Below are 15,764 nucleotides of genomic sequence, written 5' to 3' on the forward strand. Positions count from 1 at the left end.
TTGTCGGCGCAATCCGGAACCTCCATCAACATCTTGCGCAATACCGAGGTGAGCCGACGTCGGGGGAAACCCTCCTGCGAACGACCAGGATAGTATTAAAGACAAAGACCGGAAAACAACTAAAGCGCCCTGTTGTGGCGCTTTAGTTTTATACGTCATCCTCCAGTAGCCGCGCGCCGGTCCCCTCTTCACCCAGCTTATCTCCCGGGTTGCGCAGCGGGCAGTCGCGTCGCGACAGACAGCCGCAGCCGATACAGCCATCCAGCTGGTCGCGCAGCGCGGTCAGGGTATGAATACGCCGATCAAGCTCCTCCCGCCACTGCGATGAGAGCTGTTTCCACTCCTTCGCGCTGAGGTTATGCCCTTCCGGCAACACGCCGAACGCATCACCAATGGTCGACAGCGGAATGCCGATTCGTTGGGCAATCTTGATGATTGCCACCGCGCGCAGTACATCGCGGCGATAGCGCCGCTGATTACCGGCATTACGCTGGCTGTGAATTAACCCTTTGCTTTCATAGAAATGCAGGGCGGAGACGGCAACGCCGGTACGCTTTGCCACCTCACCGGGGGTCAACAGCATTTTAATACGGGGGGATTTCTTTTCCATAAAAGCGCTTTACCTCAAGTTAACTTGAGGAATTATACTCGCCCGCAGACAAAACGACGAATCGAGAATTGAGAGAGGCCGCTTTATGTCCCATCAGGATATTATCCAAACGCTTATTGAATGGATTGATGAACATATCGATCAACCACTTAACATTGATGTAGTCGCCAGAAAATCCGGGTATTCAAAATGGTACCTCCAGCGGATGTTCCGCGCCGTGATGCATCAAACGCTGGGCGATTACATCCGCCAGCGCCGGCTGTTGCTGGCCGCAGAGGCGCTTCGGACAACCCAGCGACCGATCTTTGATATTGCGATGGATCTGGGCTACGTGTCGCAGCAGACGTTCTCACGGGTATTTCGCCGGGAGTTCGATCGTACCCCCAGCGATTATCGTCATCAAATTTCCGCCTGAGCGTTCACATGCAAGGGCTGAGCAGCCCGGGAGCGTTGGCCAGCCACTGCCTGAACTCCTGTGGCGGCATCGCTTTCGCAAAGTGCCAGCCCTGACAATACCGGACCCCGCGTTTTCGCAGCCAGTTAACCTGGTCCGCCGTTTCGACGCCTTCGGCAACGGTCTTTAAATGCAGGCTGCGGGCCATTTCAATAATATGCTCGGCGATCGTGTAGCTGGTGCTATTGGTAGTGAGCGTATCGATAAACGATTTATCGATCTTCAGGATATCCACGTTAAGCGAGTGGAGATTATACAGATTGGAATAGCCGGTGCCGAAGTCATCAATGGCAATTTCATACCCGGCTTCGCGGAATGCCTGGATGACCGGCATCGTTTTCTGCACGTCAATAAATCCGCGCTCGGTGACTTCAATTTTAATTTGATCGATATTCACCGCATAGCTCCGCGCCTTTTCACCGATTTGGGCAATGAGCCGCGAAGAGTGGAAATCGGTGGCCGACAGGTTAATCGCAATATACAGATGCGGATGCCCGGCCAAAAACTCCCCGAGTTCGGAAAATAACTCATCCACCACGTAATCGGTAACCTGCGCAATCATCCCTTCGTTTTCCGCCAGAGGGATAAACTCCGCCGGCGTCATCACCGGCCCTTCAAATCCCGGCCAGCGCAGCAGCGCTTCGGCTCCGACGCAGCGGTTGTTTTCGATATCGATTATCGGCTGATAATGCAGGCACAGCTGACGCCGATTGAGCGCGCGTTGCAGCATATTTCGCGGCGAATGGTATTGCTGCCGGGTGCGCCACCACACCAGTAAGATCAAAATGCTGCAAATCCCCCCCAGCGGCAGGGTGAGCGTCACCTGATCATAAAAGCTCTGGTAATAACTGGCGTATGAGGTAGACATAATCACGGCGATCGGGCGGATGGCGGAATGAGCCACGGTGTACACCCGGTTACCGTGCCGAAAAAAGGCATCTTCCTGACGAATCAGACCATGCAGTACCGCGGGGTCGGCATTTTTACTGGTGGAAAAAAACTGATTCGTTTTTGTATCGTACAAACCGTAGGATAAATCTTTATCACTCGATATTAACGAACTGTAGGAGAGCGGATTAATAACCGCAATGTAGTGCCCTCGCTGCATATAGTTCATCGCAAAACCGGGATAGAAAGGCGTATCCCGATAGTAGTAGATAGCGATATCCGGCTTTTTTGTATAATTCGCCGGCGGAATACGCCATGCGGTATCGGGGCGGACAGCAGTCGAGCAAAACAAACGCGTACCGTCGGCATAAATTAAATCATCGACATAAAGCAGGCTGCGAACAACCGACAACATATATTGCTGATGTGCGAAAGAGCATATTGTCCCCTTAAACTGCAAGGCTTTTTCACGCGCGCGATCGGCTTCATAAACAACCATTTCCGTTTTCTGTAGCGCCAGTTGTGAAAATGCATGAAGCCGGTCGGAGGTTTCGGCTTTGGCTCTGATTTGCGCAAACCACAGCGCCAGCACGACGGGGAGCAGAACCACCAGCGTCACTCCCAATATTCTCAACACGTTGTGCAATGTGCGACGATTCATTTCCGTTTTTTATCCATACGATATGCCTTATCACGGTAAAAGATCACACTCGTTGTTATACAACAGAGACTATTTTCAGCAACCAGTCATTTGATGTAAAAACCCCACCCTCAATAATGATGAATAATACTAATTTCGCAGAGAATCGAGAAACACTCTCGGCATTATAAAAACAGTGTCGTTCGCTGATTCGGTTTATCCGTCCGATCGGCAAGAATATGTAATAAAAGCCGTAGATAACGAGCACAAAAAAAGAAACCGGACGCCGCGAAAATCAGGTTGCCTGTTTGAGGTCGCGGTAAAATGCCCCACCCTCATTATCCACAATAAAAGCGCGGCTTTAAAAACCACCAAAAACGCGCATTTTGGGCTGGTGAATAAAACAGCAAATGTGATATAGTTCACACAACTTGATGAAACAAGAACAATGTTTCATTATTCTCCTGATTGCCCGTAGATAGCCAGAGCGCCACGTCATCGTCAGTCTCGCCAGGTTGTCAAAGGCAGCCGATTTTCTTTGAGGATGAGGTTGATGGCTTCCATAACTACCAGTGTCATACTTTTGCGCTGGCCGCTGGTGAGCGCGGTTCTGATGTTTTTAGCCAGCTCGATGAACATTCAGCTACGCAAAAGTGACTATGCCGGTTTAGCCGTTATTTGTAGCTGCATCGGCCTGGTGGCGGCCTGCTGGTTCGCCACCGGCTTGTTGGGGATCACGCTGCTGGATATCGCGAAAATCTGGGGCAATATCAAAGACGTCATGATCGAAGTCATGAGTCAGACGCCCCCCCAATGGCCGATGGTCATGACCTGATAATAAAAAAGCTTCCTGCGGGAGGCTTTTTTATTTATCGGCAAAGCCTACTCGCAATCCTTTGATATTTTAATAAATTTATCATTATAGATAATGTATTTATTCCCAGGCTGGCGCAGCGCCGCCTGGCGAACCACATCTCCTGGCCGTAAGTACCAGGCCTCACCCTCTTCTTCCGTTGCATCGCATCCCGGCTTGATCAGCAGTTTAAACCAGGTATTGCCGCTGTTGCTGACGCTTCCCGCCTGCCGATCGAAGGCCCATTTGAACTGCACCTGCCGCGGGCGTACCACCATAATAGTTTCCATCACCACCACCGGATCAATACCTACCGATCCACCGGCCGCAGTACGGCCAATGCGGTTTCGGGTGGGAATTTCGCGAAACGAAACCCGGTAATAACGTTCACGATTATCCTGCGGGCCATGATAATAAAATTTAAAATATTCCCCTTGCCCGGCCTGCAAGGTGAGCTGACGCGGGGCAAAGAGCAGTTCGCCATCTGCCGGACGAGAGCGAACCTCATTACCTCCCGGCCGGTCTATCCCGACGACGGAAATCTGATAGAGCCGCGCGCTCGGGTTGTTATTCAGTACCCGTTTGGCGACAAAGCTCTCCTCTGCGCCCAGCGAAAAGGTTAAATTACCGACGGAAATCGCCAGGCCCGCCGTTGGTAGGCCCAGGAGCAGCAACCACGCGACGGTCTGGAGCAGGTTAATTAATATTGCGCCATGTCGCCTGAACATGAATCTCTCCTGAAGCACTCACTTCACCAAACCAGCCATCGTCATCTACCGTTCTCAACGAAATACTGTCGTTCATCGGGATGGAAAATTTCACCGTCGTCTTGTTCATCACGCCAATATCGCCGGAAGCATCTGTCCACGGCGTCGTCAGCCACAGCGCATCCGTCATATCGCGCCAGCTGTCATCACAGCCGGCATCATAATTTTTGGTCGTTCCGGTCTGGGTGGTAAACGTCAGCAGCCCGGGGAAAGGCACCTTTGTCACCCCGTCCGCAGAACTGAACAGGCAATATGAACGCCCGGCGATCGACTGCGACGGGCCGGTCACTTTGATCAGGACTTCATCGGCGGCGGTTTTTCCGCTGGTGGTGACGATATAACCAAAATCCAGTGACGGCTGCCCCGCCCCGACATACCCTTCGCGCGACGGCGAACTGCTGTACTCATCGGAAATAATGCTGATGCTGAAATCACGCGGTTTGATAATCAGCGAGTTGGAGGTAGAAAACTCATACCAGCCGGACTCCGGCGAAGTGGTGTTCTGGAAGCGGAAATTAAACAGATCCTTGGTATTAATATCACTGATACCCAGCGCCACCATCTGCTTAAAGAAGTTGCTGGAAAAGAAGATGTAGACCGAATCCGAGGATTTCATCTCGTTAAACGTATAGTAGTAGGCATTGCTGCTGACCGGTTTCCAGCTGTTACCATCGAGGCTGAACTGCATATCATAGATATTCACCGCCGAGGTCAGCGACGTGTTGTTAATCGCCGGGAAAATATGAATCGAAGTGTTGCTCAGCCCATTATGCTGCAACGCATAGTTGACCATCTTGCAGCTCAGACCGCTACGGGTACCAATCGTCTGCGCGCGACAGTTCGAGCTGCCCTCGCCCAGCGTCGGGATCCCATCGCTATTGATAAAGACTTCGGTCAGAGAATGGGTGTTAATCAGCTTTAAGTTTGCCGCTTTAGTATGGGTCACTTTACGCACGTACCAGGCGCCGGAGGCCTGATCTTTGCAGCGCGCTCCGCTGCTTGCATCGTAGGAGACGGAAGTCTGGCAGGCGTTGATCGTCATCGACATGCTGCCGCCTACCGGCATCTGCTGCAGATACTGGTAGAAAGCGTCCGACATCATGCCGTGCATCCATTTTTGTCCACCGGAGGTCACCGTCACACCGTAAAAGCCGTTCGCATCGGTGACCTGAGGCAAAATCAGACTGGTCGCCATATCGCAACCGGCGTACCAGTTGATGCAGCGCAGCCCGCTCAGGGGATTCGACACCGGCGAGTTTTCCAGCCACATGTCAAACTTCCAGTTGGCATTCAGCCCGGTGTTATAGCCGTTATCGATATAGCCCAGACTCTGCTGGTAGATAGTGCCGCTACCGGTATATTTCAGCCCGGTCCAACGACTGGCGCCGGTCATGCGCGGATCCAGCACGCCGCCCGGCGTGGCGAAAAAGTTATCATCGGAGTTGTTTTCCACAAAAACAAACTGCACCGCTGCCGCGTCTGCCCAGGTTGTTTTCGTTACCGCCGCCTCTGCCCGCACCGCGCACAGCGCGACGATAAACAGGCTTACCAACGGGAACCACTTAGCTTTCATGACCTTCTCCTGCCTGCTGCGCGCTGGCGTAAGTTTTCAGACCCGTGCAGACGACATCGCCGACCCACACCGCCCCGCGCGCCTGACTTATCTCAAGCCCGACTTCACAGCTTTGGTTATTGCCGTAGGTGAAATCGATGGTGGGGTATTTTTTATCCACGTCCATAACGAATCCTCCGGTGTTATCGGTACGGGTCCGGCCAATATGGTTATTGATGTGTGCATTGGCCAGCAGCGTTCCATCTTCGGCGCGGATGCGCCCGGAAACGGTCACCATCTGTTTCACTTCCGGCTCGATCACCGCCACGTTGCCCGGGTAGAGCGTCAGACTGCTCTTGCGGTTGCTGACAATGTCGTAGCTGTCGATTGAGTTCTTACTGTTTTGCAGCTCGACTTCGTAACGGCTGTACGGCGAAAGCGGCAGATAATTGCGTTTGCCGGTCAGCTGGATGACCCGTCCGTTGACCCTGGCGCTCAGCTTGCCGTCATCATCGAGATCGGTGTTAAAAATCACGCCGGCGTTGCCATCGGTGCGTCCGCTGGCGGCAATATTTCGCCCCTGCCAGCCGACGCTACCGCTGGCGGTCAGGTTGGTATTCACATAGCCGTCAGCGCCGCTGTTAATATTGAGGGTGCCATTGGCATAGCGGGTATCGAACTGGGCATAGCCGCCGCCGCTCAGCGTTTTGTCATCGCCGGTATCACCGGAGATCGCCCGCGAAATATTGGCCCCAAGGGTACGTACCACGCCCTCATCAAACTGTTTACGGGCGGAAAGGTTTGCCATCGTATAGCCGTTCTGGTGGGTCATACCGGCGCTGAACCAGTTCCCCAGGGGGAGTGAGAAGTCGAGCGCGATATATTTCCCGGTACTGCTACTGCTACCGCCGCCGCCATTATTGAAGCGCTGAATACCGGCACGCAGGCCCAGCGAACCGAAGGCCCCGCTAAAGAGAGTCTGATAATAATCCGCCGTGTAGTAATGGCTGTTGTAGCGACGGTCATCGTTGTAGCTAATGCTAAAGGTCCCCAGCTTTGACCACAGCGGGTTCAGGTTAAGGGTTCCGCCAATCGCCCGGTTATCGGCATCGCTGCGCCGCAACCTGTCGCCAATAATGGTTTTTTCCTGGTTAACCCAGACGGTGCTAAAACCGCCGGGCAACGCGGCGCTGATGCTGCCAATGCTGCTCCAGGAGCTATCGCTGGCCAGCATATTTTGCAGGTTAACGTTGACAGACTCCGTCAGTGGTACGGTCAGACGCGTCTCGGCGACGGCATTGCTATCATAACCGTAGCCGGTTGCCGCCCAGCTGAGCGTGCCCACGGAGCCGGATGTCGACGCCCCTGCCAGCCAGCTCTCTTTTGCCGGTTTGCTCTTCTTGCCGCTCTCTGACCAGCGATCCATATGGAAGCTGCCGCCCCACACCTGCCAGGCCAGCGGTGCGCCCGCTCCGCGCCCGCGACTGAAGAGTTTATTCACCCGCTGAGTACGCTTGCTGACCACCCGGCCATTGACGATCACCTCAACGTCCACATCATAAATGCCGTATGGCAGGCCCCGGGTGTCCACTTCGTGGTTACCCATCACGAAGTTCTGTACGCTCAGCAGACGCCCGTCGCGCGACAAATGCACTTCACCCGCGGCAGGCAAGAAAGCCACGATCGGCGTGACCGATTGTGAATTATCAAACACCGTTGAGCTGGCCTGGTTTCCCCAGGATGCGCCGTAGATTTTCCCGGCAGAAATGGCGGTCATCGGTCCAAGCGACTGTAAATTCCACGTATCCAGCATCCCGCCGGCAAAGCGATGCCCGGCGAAATCACGCTCATACATGGCCTTATAAATTTCGCTATCCTGATTGCTGGTTCCGGTGCCGTAGAGCGACCCGTCCAACACAATATGGTGCTCGCGCAGGGAGCTGACGCTGTTTAACGACAGATAGCTGGACGTACTGTTGCCCGCGTTACGCATCTGGTTGTTATAGACGCCGAGGTTATAGTTCAGACTGCTGCTGATGCTGTTAACGCTGGACTGGCCGATATCTTCACTGCGCGAGCGCAGGACGGTTCCCAGCGCTTCTCGTTTCACGACCAGTTGCAGCAGCAGTTGCCGCAGGCTGAGCTGCAGCTGCGCATCGCGGGTGAGCGCGATGTGTAAATCGCTGTTGAAGGGTTCATTCGCCAGTTCAGTCAGCGTTTTTCGGGTTTGTTCGCTCACGCTGGCGTTGTCACCGCGCTCTTCCAGCTGAATATGACGGACGCGAAGCGTGCCGGCATCCAGCCAGATAAACGCACTGCCAAGCCGCTGGTCGTCCTGCGTCCCCGCACTGCCTTCCAGGTGAAGAAACAGTGGAATACTCATTCCATCCTGTAGCGCCTGGCTGAATGCCTGGGGAATCACCACGCCGCCAATTTGCTGCACCTGCTGCGGAGCAGCATTCACACTAAGCGGAAGAGTAAAAATGGCCATACCACAGGCAATGAGCGTTTTCAGCTCAGGTGAAATCCGTCGTAAAGGCATAACCTGATTCCGTCAGCACAATTGTTATTTTACGGGAACAAACTGCTCGCCTTGCCAGAGTGCGACCCGCCCTTTTTTATCGGCAACATTCACGCGGGTGAAACGGCGCTCTTTGCCGGGCATGAGGTAATAGTTTTCTTTGCATTCTTTGCCATCTGCGGGCTTCAGGCAGGGGCCGTAAGCCAGGATACGTAGCGTGGCATTGCCGGTATTCACCAGCGTTCCGTTGGCATACTGATAGCGGTAATCCGCCTTGCGTGGGGCAACGACCAGGATGGTGCCGATACGGGCCGATGCGGTAGCAACCGCACTGCGCCTGGCACTATCGCGCTGCGCATCGCTCAACGCCTGATCGAACCAGACGATGCGGTAGTAGCGCTCTTTACTATCCGCCGGGCCTTTGTAGAAAAAGCGAATGACATCACGACTCTTCGCGGGCAGTAGCAGGCTGGCGGGTGTCAGCAGCACTTCATCCTGAGTGTCCATCGGAATCACGCTGCCGCCTTCAAGCGGTGAGGAAAGACGTTCAACATGGATATTGATTAAACGTCCACTCTCGGTGGTATTTTTAATCTCTTTACTGAGCACGCTGGCGTCGCTGTTCATAAATGAAGAAATATCGCCAACATCCAGTGCCAGGGCCGGCATGATGGCGCAAAAATACAGGCTGATAGCCAGAATGCGGTTTTTCATATGAATTCGGTCCGTGGAAGAAAGCAGGGGGAATCCCCCCTGCTCGTGCTACAGAGAAATCAGCTGGTCCAGGTCGCGTCGAACTGGACGCTGACGTCACCGCTCCAGATCCCTTCCGGCAGCGTGCTGTAATCGTTGACTGCATTCGTACCATCGGCGGTGCCGCTGATGATTGAGAAGTTGAAACCATCCTGTGCGGTAGCGCGGCCAGCCTGGTTGTAACCGTTAGACAGCGCGCTAAGGTTGCCGCCCAGAACGCCATTCGCCGTATCGATCATGACGGTATCAGCCGCTTTTTCGACGGCAACGCCGTTATAATCCACACCGACATTCAGCGTCGAACCGGAGGTATCCAGCTGAGTCAGGGTGTTGGTAATCAGACGGGAGGTCAGTTTAAATGCTGTCGCAGTCGCATCCCCTTCAATCGCAACATCGAACAGACCTTTCTGGGTGTTAAAGCCTTTAATTCCTTCTGCATACTGGAAAGCCAGGCTACCCAGAGGTGTCACAACCAGTTTGCTGGTGGTGTCTTTTTTTGCCGTTGCCGACCAGGTTGCGACGGCCTGAGCCGTAACGTCTGCTGCCTGAACAGCGCCCACACAGAAAGTCGTCACAAGAGCTGCTGCTAACATTTTCAATTTCATATTCATCACCTGAGAAAAATAAAAGGCTTTATATCGCCCGTGCTGTTCCATAGTTATTTATGGAGCCATTACCCTTAAGAACAGGATGTTCTTAAATGCAAAAATTGAATACAATCGATAAAACTTAATAGATTTCCGTGAAAATAAAACGCAATAACACTGCAGTAATACAACATTAAATAAGAATCATGTCGGTCCCTGATGCCGGCAAGATAAAACGCATTAAGGCAAGCATGGTAATGTTGTTGTTATTCAACAAGCCGACCTTATTGCTGGTATTACTTTTATGTAAACTCACTGTCTTGATACTCAGACCAAGTGTTTTAGAAATGTCATTAATTAAGTTACCAATAATCAGCAATGACATAATCTTCTCTTCACGAACCGTGAGGTTTCTTTTTCTGACTTTAAACTTCTTCAGCTTAAGGATGCTTTCAACCGTTTTAACGCTCGCATCAGCAGACAGAAAGCAGATATTGTTGATGTCAGAAACATCAGTGACAAATTTGGCATCTGGAGCCACAATCACTTTCGCCGGACTGTTCATCAAATAATACTGATACGAGCAAAGCATTTTATCTATCTGTGCAAAATGGATAATGACGTAATCATCGGCGCTCAGTGCCTGGCACTGCTGGTGCGCATACTCATTGTCAATGTTATCGACCCAGGTGATGTTGCACTCATCGTCAGCCATGCTGACCAGACCCTGCATATAGAAATAATTATCTGTTACGATCAATACAGCCATGATAACAGAACCTCCATTCCATTGAGCCTGTTGACCCCATCCGTCGGCAGACGCCAACATCCATGATGACGTTGGCCCCTGCTTTTTTACTTTTCTTTTATGAAAGGTGACAAAACATCACTATTATTTTTGTTACGGTAGCACCGCCACATTTCATACACAAATAGTAAGCTTAATAAGCAAAATTTATTACTCATAAAGTTATGAAGGGCAAAAAAATCACATCTGTTGAGCATTTGTTAAAACTCAAGCCATTGATAAATATCAGAATAGTTAGTAAATTTAACAAATAAAAAGCAATTCAGAAAAACTCTCACCCGGGGATTAAGATTATTCTTAGTTATGAGTGAATGTCAGGTTTACTCTTTGGTGCTAGTATCGCGGCATCAAACCCCAGATAAATGACACAGTGGTAACTATTCTCACAATAAGAAATCATATATGGCTACTATTTACGTTATCGAGAACACGCTGCGATTTAACTCAGAAGCGCATACTCTCCATTCCATAAAAAGTAATGAACGCATGGCCCTGGCAATACCCGCAAGCCTTTGCTTTGATTTGTTAATAAGAAATCAGGGACGAATTGTCACCCAGGCAGAGCTGCTGCAAAATGCGTGGGGAGAAAGAGGGATGAGTGTTACGCCAAATACTCTATATCAAAACATCTCTTTGCTGCGTAAATCTTTAAATCGCTTCAATGTGAATGGCACACTTATTCAAACAATCCCTAAACGGGGTTTCATGATTGCGGATGAAGCGAATATCCGGATTGAGGCTCCCGGGACCCCTGCGGAGAAGGCTAATGATATCGCCGCTGCAGAAATAAATCAGATAAACAGAGCGGTGACGGAAGGACATGGCGCTCATGATGAAGGGAGCCAGCAACTTCACGCCGACCCACCGACGGCGCAAGACAAAGGTGACGTCCTGTCGAGGACAATCATCGGGGCCGTGAGAAAAAGAAAGACAGGATGTCTTGTCGCCGGTATTACAAGTTTGTTGATTATTCTGTTGCATATCTTCATTAATCAGTCAGCAACAACCGATTCACCTTTCGCGTCGTATACACTGATCACGACAATCAATAGCTGCAAGATTTTCAGAAACGATGACCTAAGATTTGATGAGTACTATATTAATTTTCTCAAAGAGCATAATATCAGCTGCTCAAATGGACGGACTATTTATATAACGAATCATTACCCATCGAGCAGGACATCACTGATCTCCTGTCGATATCCAATAAAATCTAATAAAAAATCATTCTGTACCTCATTTTATTACTTAAAATAACACAACATGAAAACACGAAAGATAAATAAAGCTCTTGCATATACAGTCATTATTATCACAATAAGCCTTGCTTTTTATTACATCAGCTCATCTGATGACGGTGAAAGCATTAACTGCACGTCCGCTTTTTCAATAGTTAATGATGGTAAAGAATTTGCTTTCTCTGTCACTTTCTTTGCCAGCGATGGTGATGGATTAATTACATTCACCGGTAGCTCAGGAAATTCAATGGATAATATCAGCATCAGAAAATATATAACCTATGTAAAAAATAAAAATAACATTTATATTTTCAGAAGTAGCGACACGAATATTCGCTCGAATGCCACTGCGCTTCCTGAAAAATTCGATGAGATTCTACCGCCGTTCTTTACGGAGATCAGAAAAGAAGATCGGTTCATTATCAAAATATTAAAGATAAAACATGACTCATGGGTCTTTATGTCAACAAACACCCCTTATTTTATTTGTGAAAATACAAATAGTTAGCATGGGTTTCGTTAGCACAACGCGTGGTGCTTGAAACTGCCAGGGCAACGTTTAATCGCACAATGCGGCTGATAACAGCAACCCTCTATCGTGGTAGCCCCGAAATCATAGGGGCAGGATGGCCTTTCCCTTAAGGCTTCCCATTGTGCATGGCTGTAGGTTGAAATATTATAGACCTTAATATAATGATATTTTCCATTAACTAATACTTTCGAGGAATACAGTTTCATGGATTCCCCGGGAAGCAACAGAATATCGGCTTCATACCATATGATAAATTTTAAAAAGCGCAATCTCGAGATGCTTGAAAATGCCACACCAGAATGTGGGCAGATAATTGTATTCTGAATTGTCCATTTCATGTCGCGTCCTTGTGCTTTCCGGGAAATAGCCACGTAGATAGTCATAGCAAAGATTATAATTATCCGCAAGCCCTCCCGGCAACATTATGATGTAAAATCACGATGAGCTGTCAATGAACAGATAAATAGTCAGCGGAGAACTAATATAAAATACGTAGGCATTAAGAATATAAATACATAATTCTACATTGCGCCGGGTATAAATTTACAATACGCGGATGAGCGATGTGCCGGCTACAGTTAAAAAGGACGCGACGGGTTATCATCAACCCATCGCGTTATTTGTGGATATTTACCAGGTTTTCCCGATATTAAACTGAAACTGCTCCGCTTTATCGCCATCATATTTTTTAAATGGTTCGGCCCAGGAAAAGACCAGCGGCCCCAGCGGCGACATCCATTGCACGGCAATCCCTGCCGACATACGAATATGCAGCGGGTCGCCGTAGTCAGGGATCCCGGCAGCCTGCGTCTGAGCGGTATTTTGCCATGACGTACTCCATACCGTCCCCGCATCGACGAACAGCGAGGTACGTAAACTGTCGGCATATTTATCATTAATAAACGGCGTCGGAATAATAAATTCGCTATTCACAACCGCCATGGCATTTCCGCCTACCGCATCCGAAGAGCTTTCAACCGGGCAGTGACTGTAGCTGCTTTCAGTCCCGTTACAGCGATAGTAGGCTGCTTTTGGACCAATCGTATTGGAAGAGAACCCCCGCACTGACGACGACCCTCCGGCATAGAAGTTATCGTAAAACGGAACCGAACTCCCGTTCAGACCACCGGCATAACCTGCTTTCAGATGCTCCATCCAGACCCAGCTTTTCCCTTCATTCAGAGGGAGATACTGCGTGGTATCGAGGGTGAGTTTGTAGTAGCTGTTGTCTGATCCCGGCACGGTCACTTTACCGCTCAGACTGCTTTTATTGCCGGAACGAGGGAAAAAACCGCGATCGAGATTGTTGTAGCTCCAGCCCAGACTGGCAAAAATGTCGTTGGCGCTATACTTCGCCCCGCTGTCACCATCTTTGGTGACCACGTTCGGATAAATACCTCGCGAATTAAGGTAATTCCACGTCGTCAGCTCCGGATCCATGTTCGTCAGGTAGTTATGGACGTAATCAATACCCACATTCAGCGAGTTATTCTCGCTAATCGGGAAGCCAAGATTACTCCCCAGCCCGTAACTTTGCTGGTTATAGCTCCCGGCATCTGCATCGGCGGCATCGTAGCTGTTGTAGAAAATTTTCCCGCCCAGGCTGACGCCATCAACGGTAAAATAGGGATCGGTGGCGCCCAGTTCAACATAGGACTGGTAGCTGTTACGCGTGCCGTTAAAACTCACGCTGTTGCCGGTGCCTAACCAGTTATCCTGAGTGACGCCAAGCTGATAGCTGATGCCGCTGTCTGTCCCAAATCCCAGGCCCACGTTAAACGAACCGGTGTTACGTTCTTTCACTTTATAGATCACGTCGACCTGATCCTGGCTCCCGGCAACCGGGGTGATTTCTTTATCCACCGTTCCAAAAAAGCCCGTACGATCCAGCCGCTCTTTCCCTTGCTGTACTTTTTCGTCGTTGAGCCACGCCCCCTCCATTTGCCGCATTTCACGACGCAAGACGGCGTCACGCGAAGTATCATTGCCGGCAAAACGGATCTGGCGCACGGAATAACGACGTCCGGCATCAACATTGATATGTAGAGTCACACTTTTGTTGGCCTCATCAATTTCCGTACGGGTATTCACCTGGGGCCAGGCATAGCCATATTTACCAAAGCGCTTTTTGATGCTGTTTTCAACGGCGGTAATGTCGGCTCCACTGTACCATTTGCCCGACAGAGGCTGCGCCAGCGCTTCTGTCTCTTGCGTGTGCCCGGCCATCTCACCGCTCACCCGCGTACTGGTGACTTTATAGCGCTCGCCTTCAGAGAGATTGACCGTAAGATACAGCGACTTTTTATCCGGTGTGATGCTGACCTGACTGGAGTTAATAGCAAAGCGCGCATAGCCACGATCGAGATAATAACTACGCAGGGTTTCCAGGTCTGCTTCCATTTTTTGTTTCTGATATTTCTTGTCGCCAATCACGTTCCACCACGGAACATGATCACGCAGCTGCAGCTGGTCCAGTAGCGTTTCCTCGCGGAAGGCTTTATTGCCGATAATATTAATCTGGGCAATCGTCGCGGCGATACCTTCCTGAAAAACAAACTTTAAATCGACGCGGTTTCGCGGCAGCGGCGTGACCACAGCATGAACCTGCGCGCTGTATTTCCCGACGCTATAATAGAAATCCTGTAATCCTTTTTCTATTTCACTGAGAGCATTACGATCTAATGCACTTCCTTCTTCGACGCCGCTGGCTGCCAGATTGTCCTTCAGGGCATCATCCTTCACCGCTTTATTCCCCGAAAAACTTAATTTGGCGATCGTCGGACGCTCTTTAAGTTGTACCACCAGCGTCGTGCCATCGCGCAGGATCTGGACATTTTCAAAATTACCGCTGGCATATAAAGCGCGTAGCGACTCGCTAATATCATCATTAGATACCGGTTCTCCGGCATGGATGGGCATGCTTAATAGCGCGGCCCCTACCGTCACGCGCTGCAACCCTTCAAAACGAATATCATCAATTGTGTACGTTGTTGATGCATAAAGTGTTAAGGGAGACATTAATAACCCGGCAATGATATTTATTTTCTTTAGCATGGACGTTTTCGTCTAAGAGATATTTGGCGATAGCAGAATTCTGCTGGGATTTGCGTAAGCAACGCGCAGAATTACACTTCATTATGGCGAAACAATGGAGAAAAAATGGATGTTATTGGCTGGAGAAAAAATAAAACTTAACGGAACTTCGTTCGAATAAATTAGTCTGAGCAGCAATCTGATAACCGAATGAGAGCGCACAATGACTGTAAGGTATAAAACAAAAAGCCCCCTTTCTAATGGGGTGAAAGGGGGAATGATCTTGTCAGGAATGATGCTCTCTGGGATAAACCAGGAACACCGGAAATTTACCCTGAAATACCGAACTTAAAATGAAGAGATATTGAATAAATTATGCAGTAACGCTCCGTAGTACCTGCAAGGGTTGCGGGTGTCAATTTGTATGCATTCTTCATATTTTCCTCAAAATAGCAGAATAGAGTATGAGAGGCTTATGGGAACATCAAAGCACATCAAGCGTTATATCAAAAAAGTAAAGTAGTGGCG

General features: G+C 50.0%; 14 protein-coding genes. 4 read left to right on the forward strand and 10 right to left on the reverse strand.

The window, feature by feature from the left end:
* Positions 1–148: 148 nt before the first annotated feature.
* Positions 149–610 carry a redox-sensitive transcriptional activator SoxR gene (gene soxR / locus Q1L34_RS24510; RefSeq protein ID WP_004856518.1) on the reverse strand — a complete coding sequence of 154 codons (462 nt, stop codon included), beginning with the start codon at positions 608–610 and terminating at the stop codon, positions 149–151.
* Between the two features lie 85 nt (positions 611–695).
* On the opposite strand from soxR, the gene soxS reads away from it, so the two are divergent.
* Positions 696–1,025 (forward strand): superoxide response transcriptional regulator SoxS, encoded by a 330-nt coding sequence (gene soxS / locus Q1L34_RS24515; RefSeq protein WP_004856516.1) that lies wholly within the window; start codon positions 696–698, stop codon positions 1,023–1,025.
* A gap of 4 nt (positions 1,026–1,029) precedes the next feature.
* Here the strand turns inward: soxS and Q1L34_RS24520 are convergent, their stop codons facing one another.
* Positions 1,030–2,613: an EAL domain-containing protein gene (locus Q1L34_RS24520; RefSeq protein ID WP_327204313.1), complete on the reverse strand. Its 1,584-nt coding sequence runs from the start codon at positions 2,611–2,613 to the stop codon at positions 1,030–1,032.
* Between the two features lie 532 nt (positions 2,614–3,145).
* Here Q1L34_RS24520 and Q1L34_RS24525 point away from each other — a divergent pair.
* Complete coding sequence (locus Q1L34_RS24525; RefSeq protein WP_004856511.1) at positions 3,146–3,427, forward strand: YjcB family protein; 282 nt, start codon at positions 3,146–3,148, stop codon at positions 3,425–3,427.
* Positions 3,428–3,474: 47 nt separating this feature from the next.
* Here the strand turns inward: Q1L34_RS24525 and Q1L34_RS24530 are convergent, their stop codons facing one another.
* The 6 genes from Q1L34_RS24530 to Q1L34_RS24555 form a co-directional block, all read right to left on the reverse strand.
* On the reverse strand, positions 3,475–4,173 hold the full coding sequence (locus Q1L34_RS24530) for a fimbrial biogenesis chaperone (protein WP_004856509.1): 699 nt from the start codon (positions 4,171–4,173) through the stop codon (positions 3,475–3,477).
* Complete coding sequence (gene ecpD / locus Q1L34_RS24535) at positions 4,142–5,785, reverse strand: fimbrial adhesin EcpD (RefSeq protein ID WP_004856507.1); 1,644 nt, start codon at positions 5,783–5,785, stop codon at positions 4,142–4,144. Before ecpD ends, Q1L34_RS24530 begins: the two co-directional genes overlap by 32 nt.
* Complete coding sequence (locus Q1L34_RS24540) at positions 5,775–8,306, reverse strand: fimbrial biogenesis outer membrane usher protein (RefSeq protein WP_004856505.1); 2,532 nt, start codon at positions 8,304–8,306, stop codon at positions 5,775–5,777. The genes ecpD and Q1L34_RS24540 overlap by 11 nt, the downstream gene beginning before the upstream one ends.
* A gap of 24 nt (positions 8,307–8,330) precedes the next feature.
* Complete coding sequence (locus Q1L34_RS24545; protein ID WP_004856504.1) at positions 8,331–8,999, reverse strand: EcpB family pilus assembly chaperone; 669 nt, start codon at positions 8,997–8,999, stop codon at positions 8,331–8,333.
* Positions 9,000–9,058: 59 nt separating this feature from the next.
* Positions 9,059–9,643, reverse strand: a complete 585-nt coding sequence (gene ecpA, locus Q1L34_RS24550; protein WP_004856503.1) for a common pilus major fimbrillin subunit EcpA — start codon at positions 9,641–9,643, stop codon at positions 9,059–9,061.
* A 175-nt stretch (positions 9,644–9,818) separates the two neighbouring features.
* Entirely contained in the window at positions 9,819–10,394 is a 576-nt protein-coding gene (locus Q1L34_RS24555; protein WP_004856502.1) for a LuxR C-terminal-related transcriptional regulator, read from the reverse strand.
* 441 nt (positions 10,395–10,835) lie between these two features.
* On the opposite strand from Q1L34_RS24555, the gene Q1L34_RS24560 reads away from it, so the two are divergent.
* Both Q1L34_RS24560 and Q1L34_RS24565 read left to right on the forward strand, forming a co-directional pair.
* Positions 10,836–11,690, forward strand: coding sequence for a winged helix-turn-helix domain-containing protein (locus Q1L34_RS24560; protein ID WP_015585358.1), 855 nt, complete (start codon positions 10,836–10,838; stop codon positions 11,688–11,690).
* A gap of 6 nt (positions 11,691–11,696) precedes the next feature.
* Entirely contained in the window at positions 11,697–12,179 is a 483-nt protein-coding gene (locus Q1L34_RS24565; protein WP_224050099.1) for a YqeJ family protein, read from the forward strand.
* An 11-nt stretch (positions 12,180–12,190) separates the two neighbouring features.
* Here the strand turns inward: Q1L34_RS24565 and iraM are convergent, their stop codons facing one another.
* Both iraM and bamA read right to left on the reverse strand, forming a co-directional pair.
* Positions 12,191–12,541, reverse strand: coding sequence for an anti-adapter protein IraM (gene iraM / locus Q1L34_RS24570; protein ID WP_004856494.1), 351 nt, complete (start codon positions 12,539–12,541; stop codon positions 12,191–12,193).
* Between the two features lie 292 nt (positions 12,542–12,833).
* Positions 12,834–15,257 (reverse strand): outer membrane protein assembly factor BamA, encoded by a 2,424-nt coding sequence (gene bamA / locus Q1L34_RS24575; RefSeq protein ID WP_327204314.1) that lies wholly within the window; start codon positions 15,255–15,257, stop codon positions 12,834–12,836.
* Positions 15,258–15,764: the final 507 nt, after the last annotated feature.

The organism is Klebsiella ornithinolytica, from assembly GCF_030505655.1.
GTDB classification, from domain to species: domain Bacteria; phylum Pseudomonadota; class Gammaproteobacteria; order Enterobacterales; family Enterobacteriaceae; genus Klebsiella; species Klebsiella ornithinolytica.

Bases quoted from the DNA above. Each gene is read 5' to 3' on its own strand.
- iraM (WP_004856494.1), bottom strand. From the start codon at position 12,541: ATGAAATGGACAATTCAGAATACAATTATCTGCCCACATTCTGGTGTG.
- Q1L34_RS24555 (WP_004856502.1), bottom strand. From the start codon at position 10,394: ATGGCTGTATTGATCGTAACAGATAATTATTTCTATATGCAGGGTCTG.
- Q1L34_RS24565 (WP_224050099.1), top strand. From the start codon at position 11,697: ATGAAAACACGAAAGATAAATAAAGCTCTTGCATATACAGTCATTATT.
- ecpA (WP_004856503.1), bottom strand. From the start codon at position 9,643: ATGAAATTGAAAATGTTAGCAGCAGCTCTTGTGACGACTTTCTGTGTG.
- Q1L34_RS24525 (WP_004856511.1), top strand. From the start codon at position 3,146: ATGGCTTCCATAACTACCAGTGTCATACTTTTGCGCTGGCCGCTGGTG.
- Q1L34_RS24560 (WP_015585358.1), top strand. From the start codon at position 10,836: ATGGCTACTATTTACGTTATCGAGAACACGCTGCGATTTAACTCAGAA.
- ecpD (WP_004856507.1), bottom strand. From the start codon at position 5,785: ATGAAAGCTAAGTGGTTCCCGTTGGTAAGCCTGTTTATCGTCGCGCTG.
- Q1L34_RS24530 (WP_004856509.1), bottom strand. From the start codon at position 4,173: ATGTTCAGGCGACATGGCGCAATATTAATTAACCTGCTCCAGACCGTC.
- soxR (WP_004856518.1), bottom strand. From the start codon at position 610: ATGGAAAAGAAATCCCCCCGTATTAAAATGCTGTTGACCCCCGGTGAG.
- soxS (WP_004856516.1), top strand. From the start codon at position 696: ATGTCCCATCAGGATATTATCCAAACGCTTATTGAATGGATTGATGAA.
- Q1L34_RS24520 (WP_327204313.1), bottom strand. From the start codon at position 2,613: ATGAATCGTCGCACATTGCACAACGTGTTGAGAATATTGGGAGTGACG.
- Q1L34_RS24540 (WP_004856505.1), bottom strand. From the start codon at position 8,306: ATGCCTTTACGACGGATTTCACCTGAGCTGAAAACGCTCATTGCCTGT.
- bamA (WP_327204314.1), bottom strand. From the start codon at position 15,257: ATGCTAAAGAAAATAAATATCATTGCCGGGTTATTAATGTCTCCCTTA.
- Q1L34_RS24545 (WP_004856504.1), bottom strand. From the start codon at position 8,999: ATGAAAAACCGCATTCTGGCTATCAGCCTGTATTTTTGCGCCATCATG.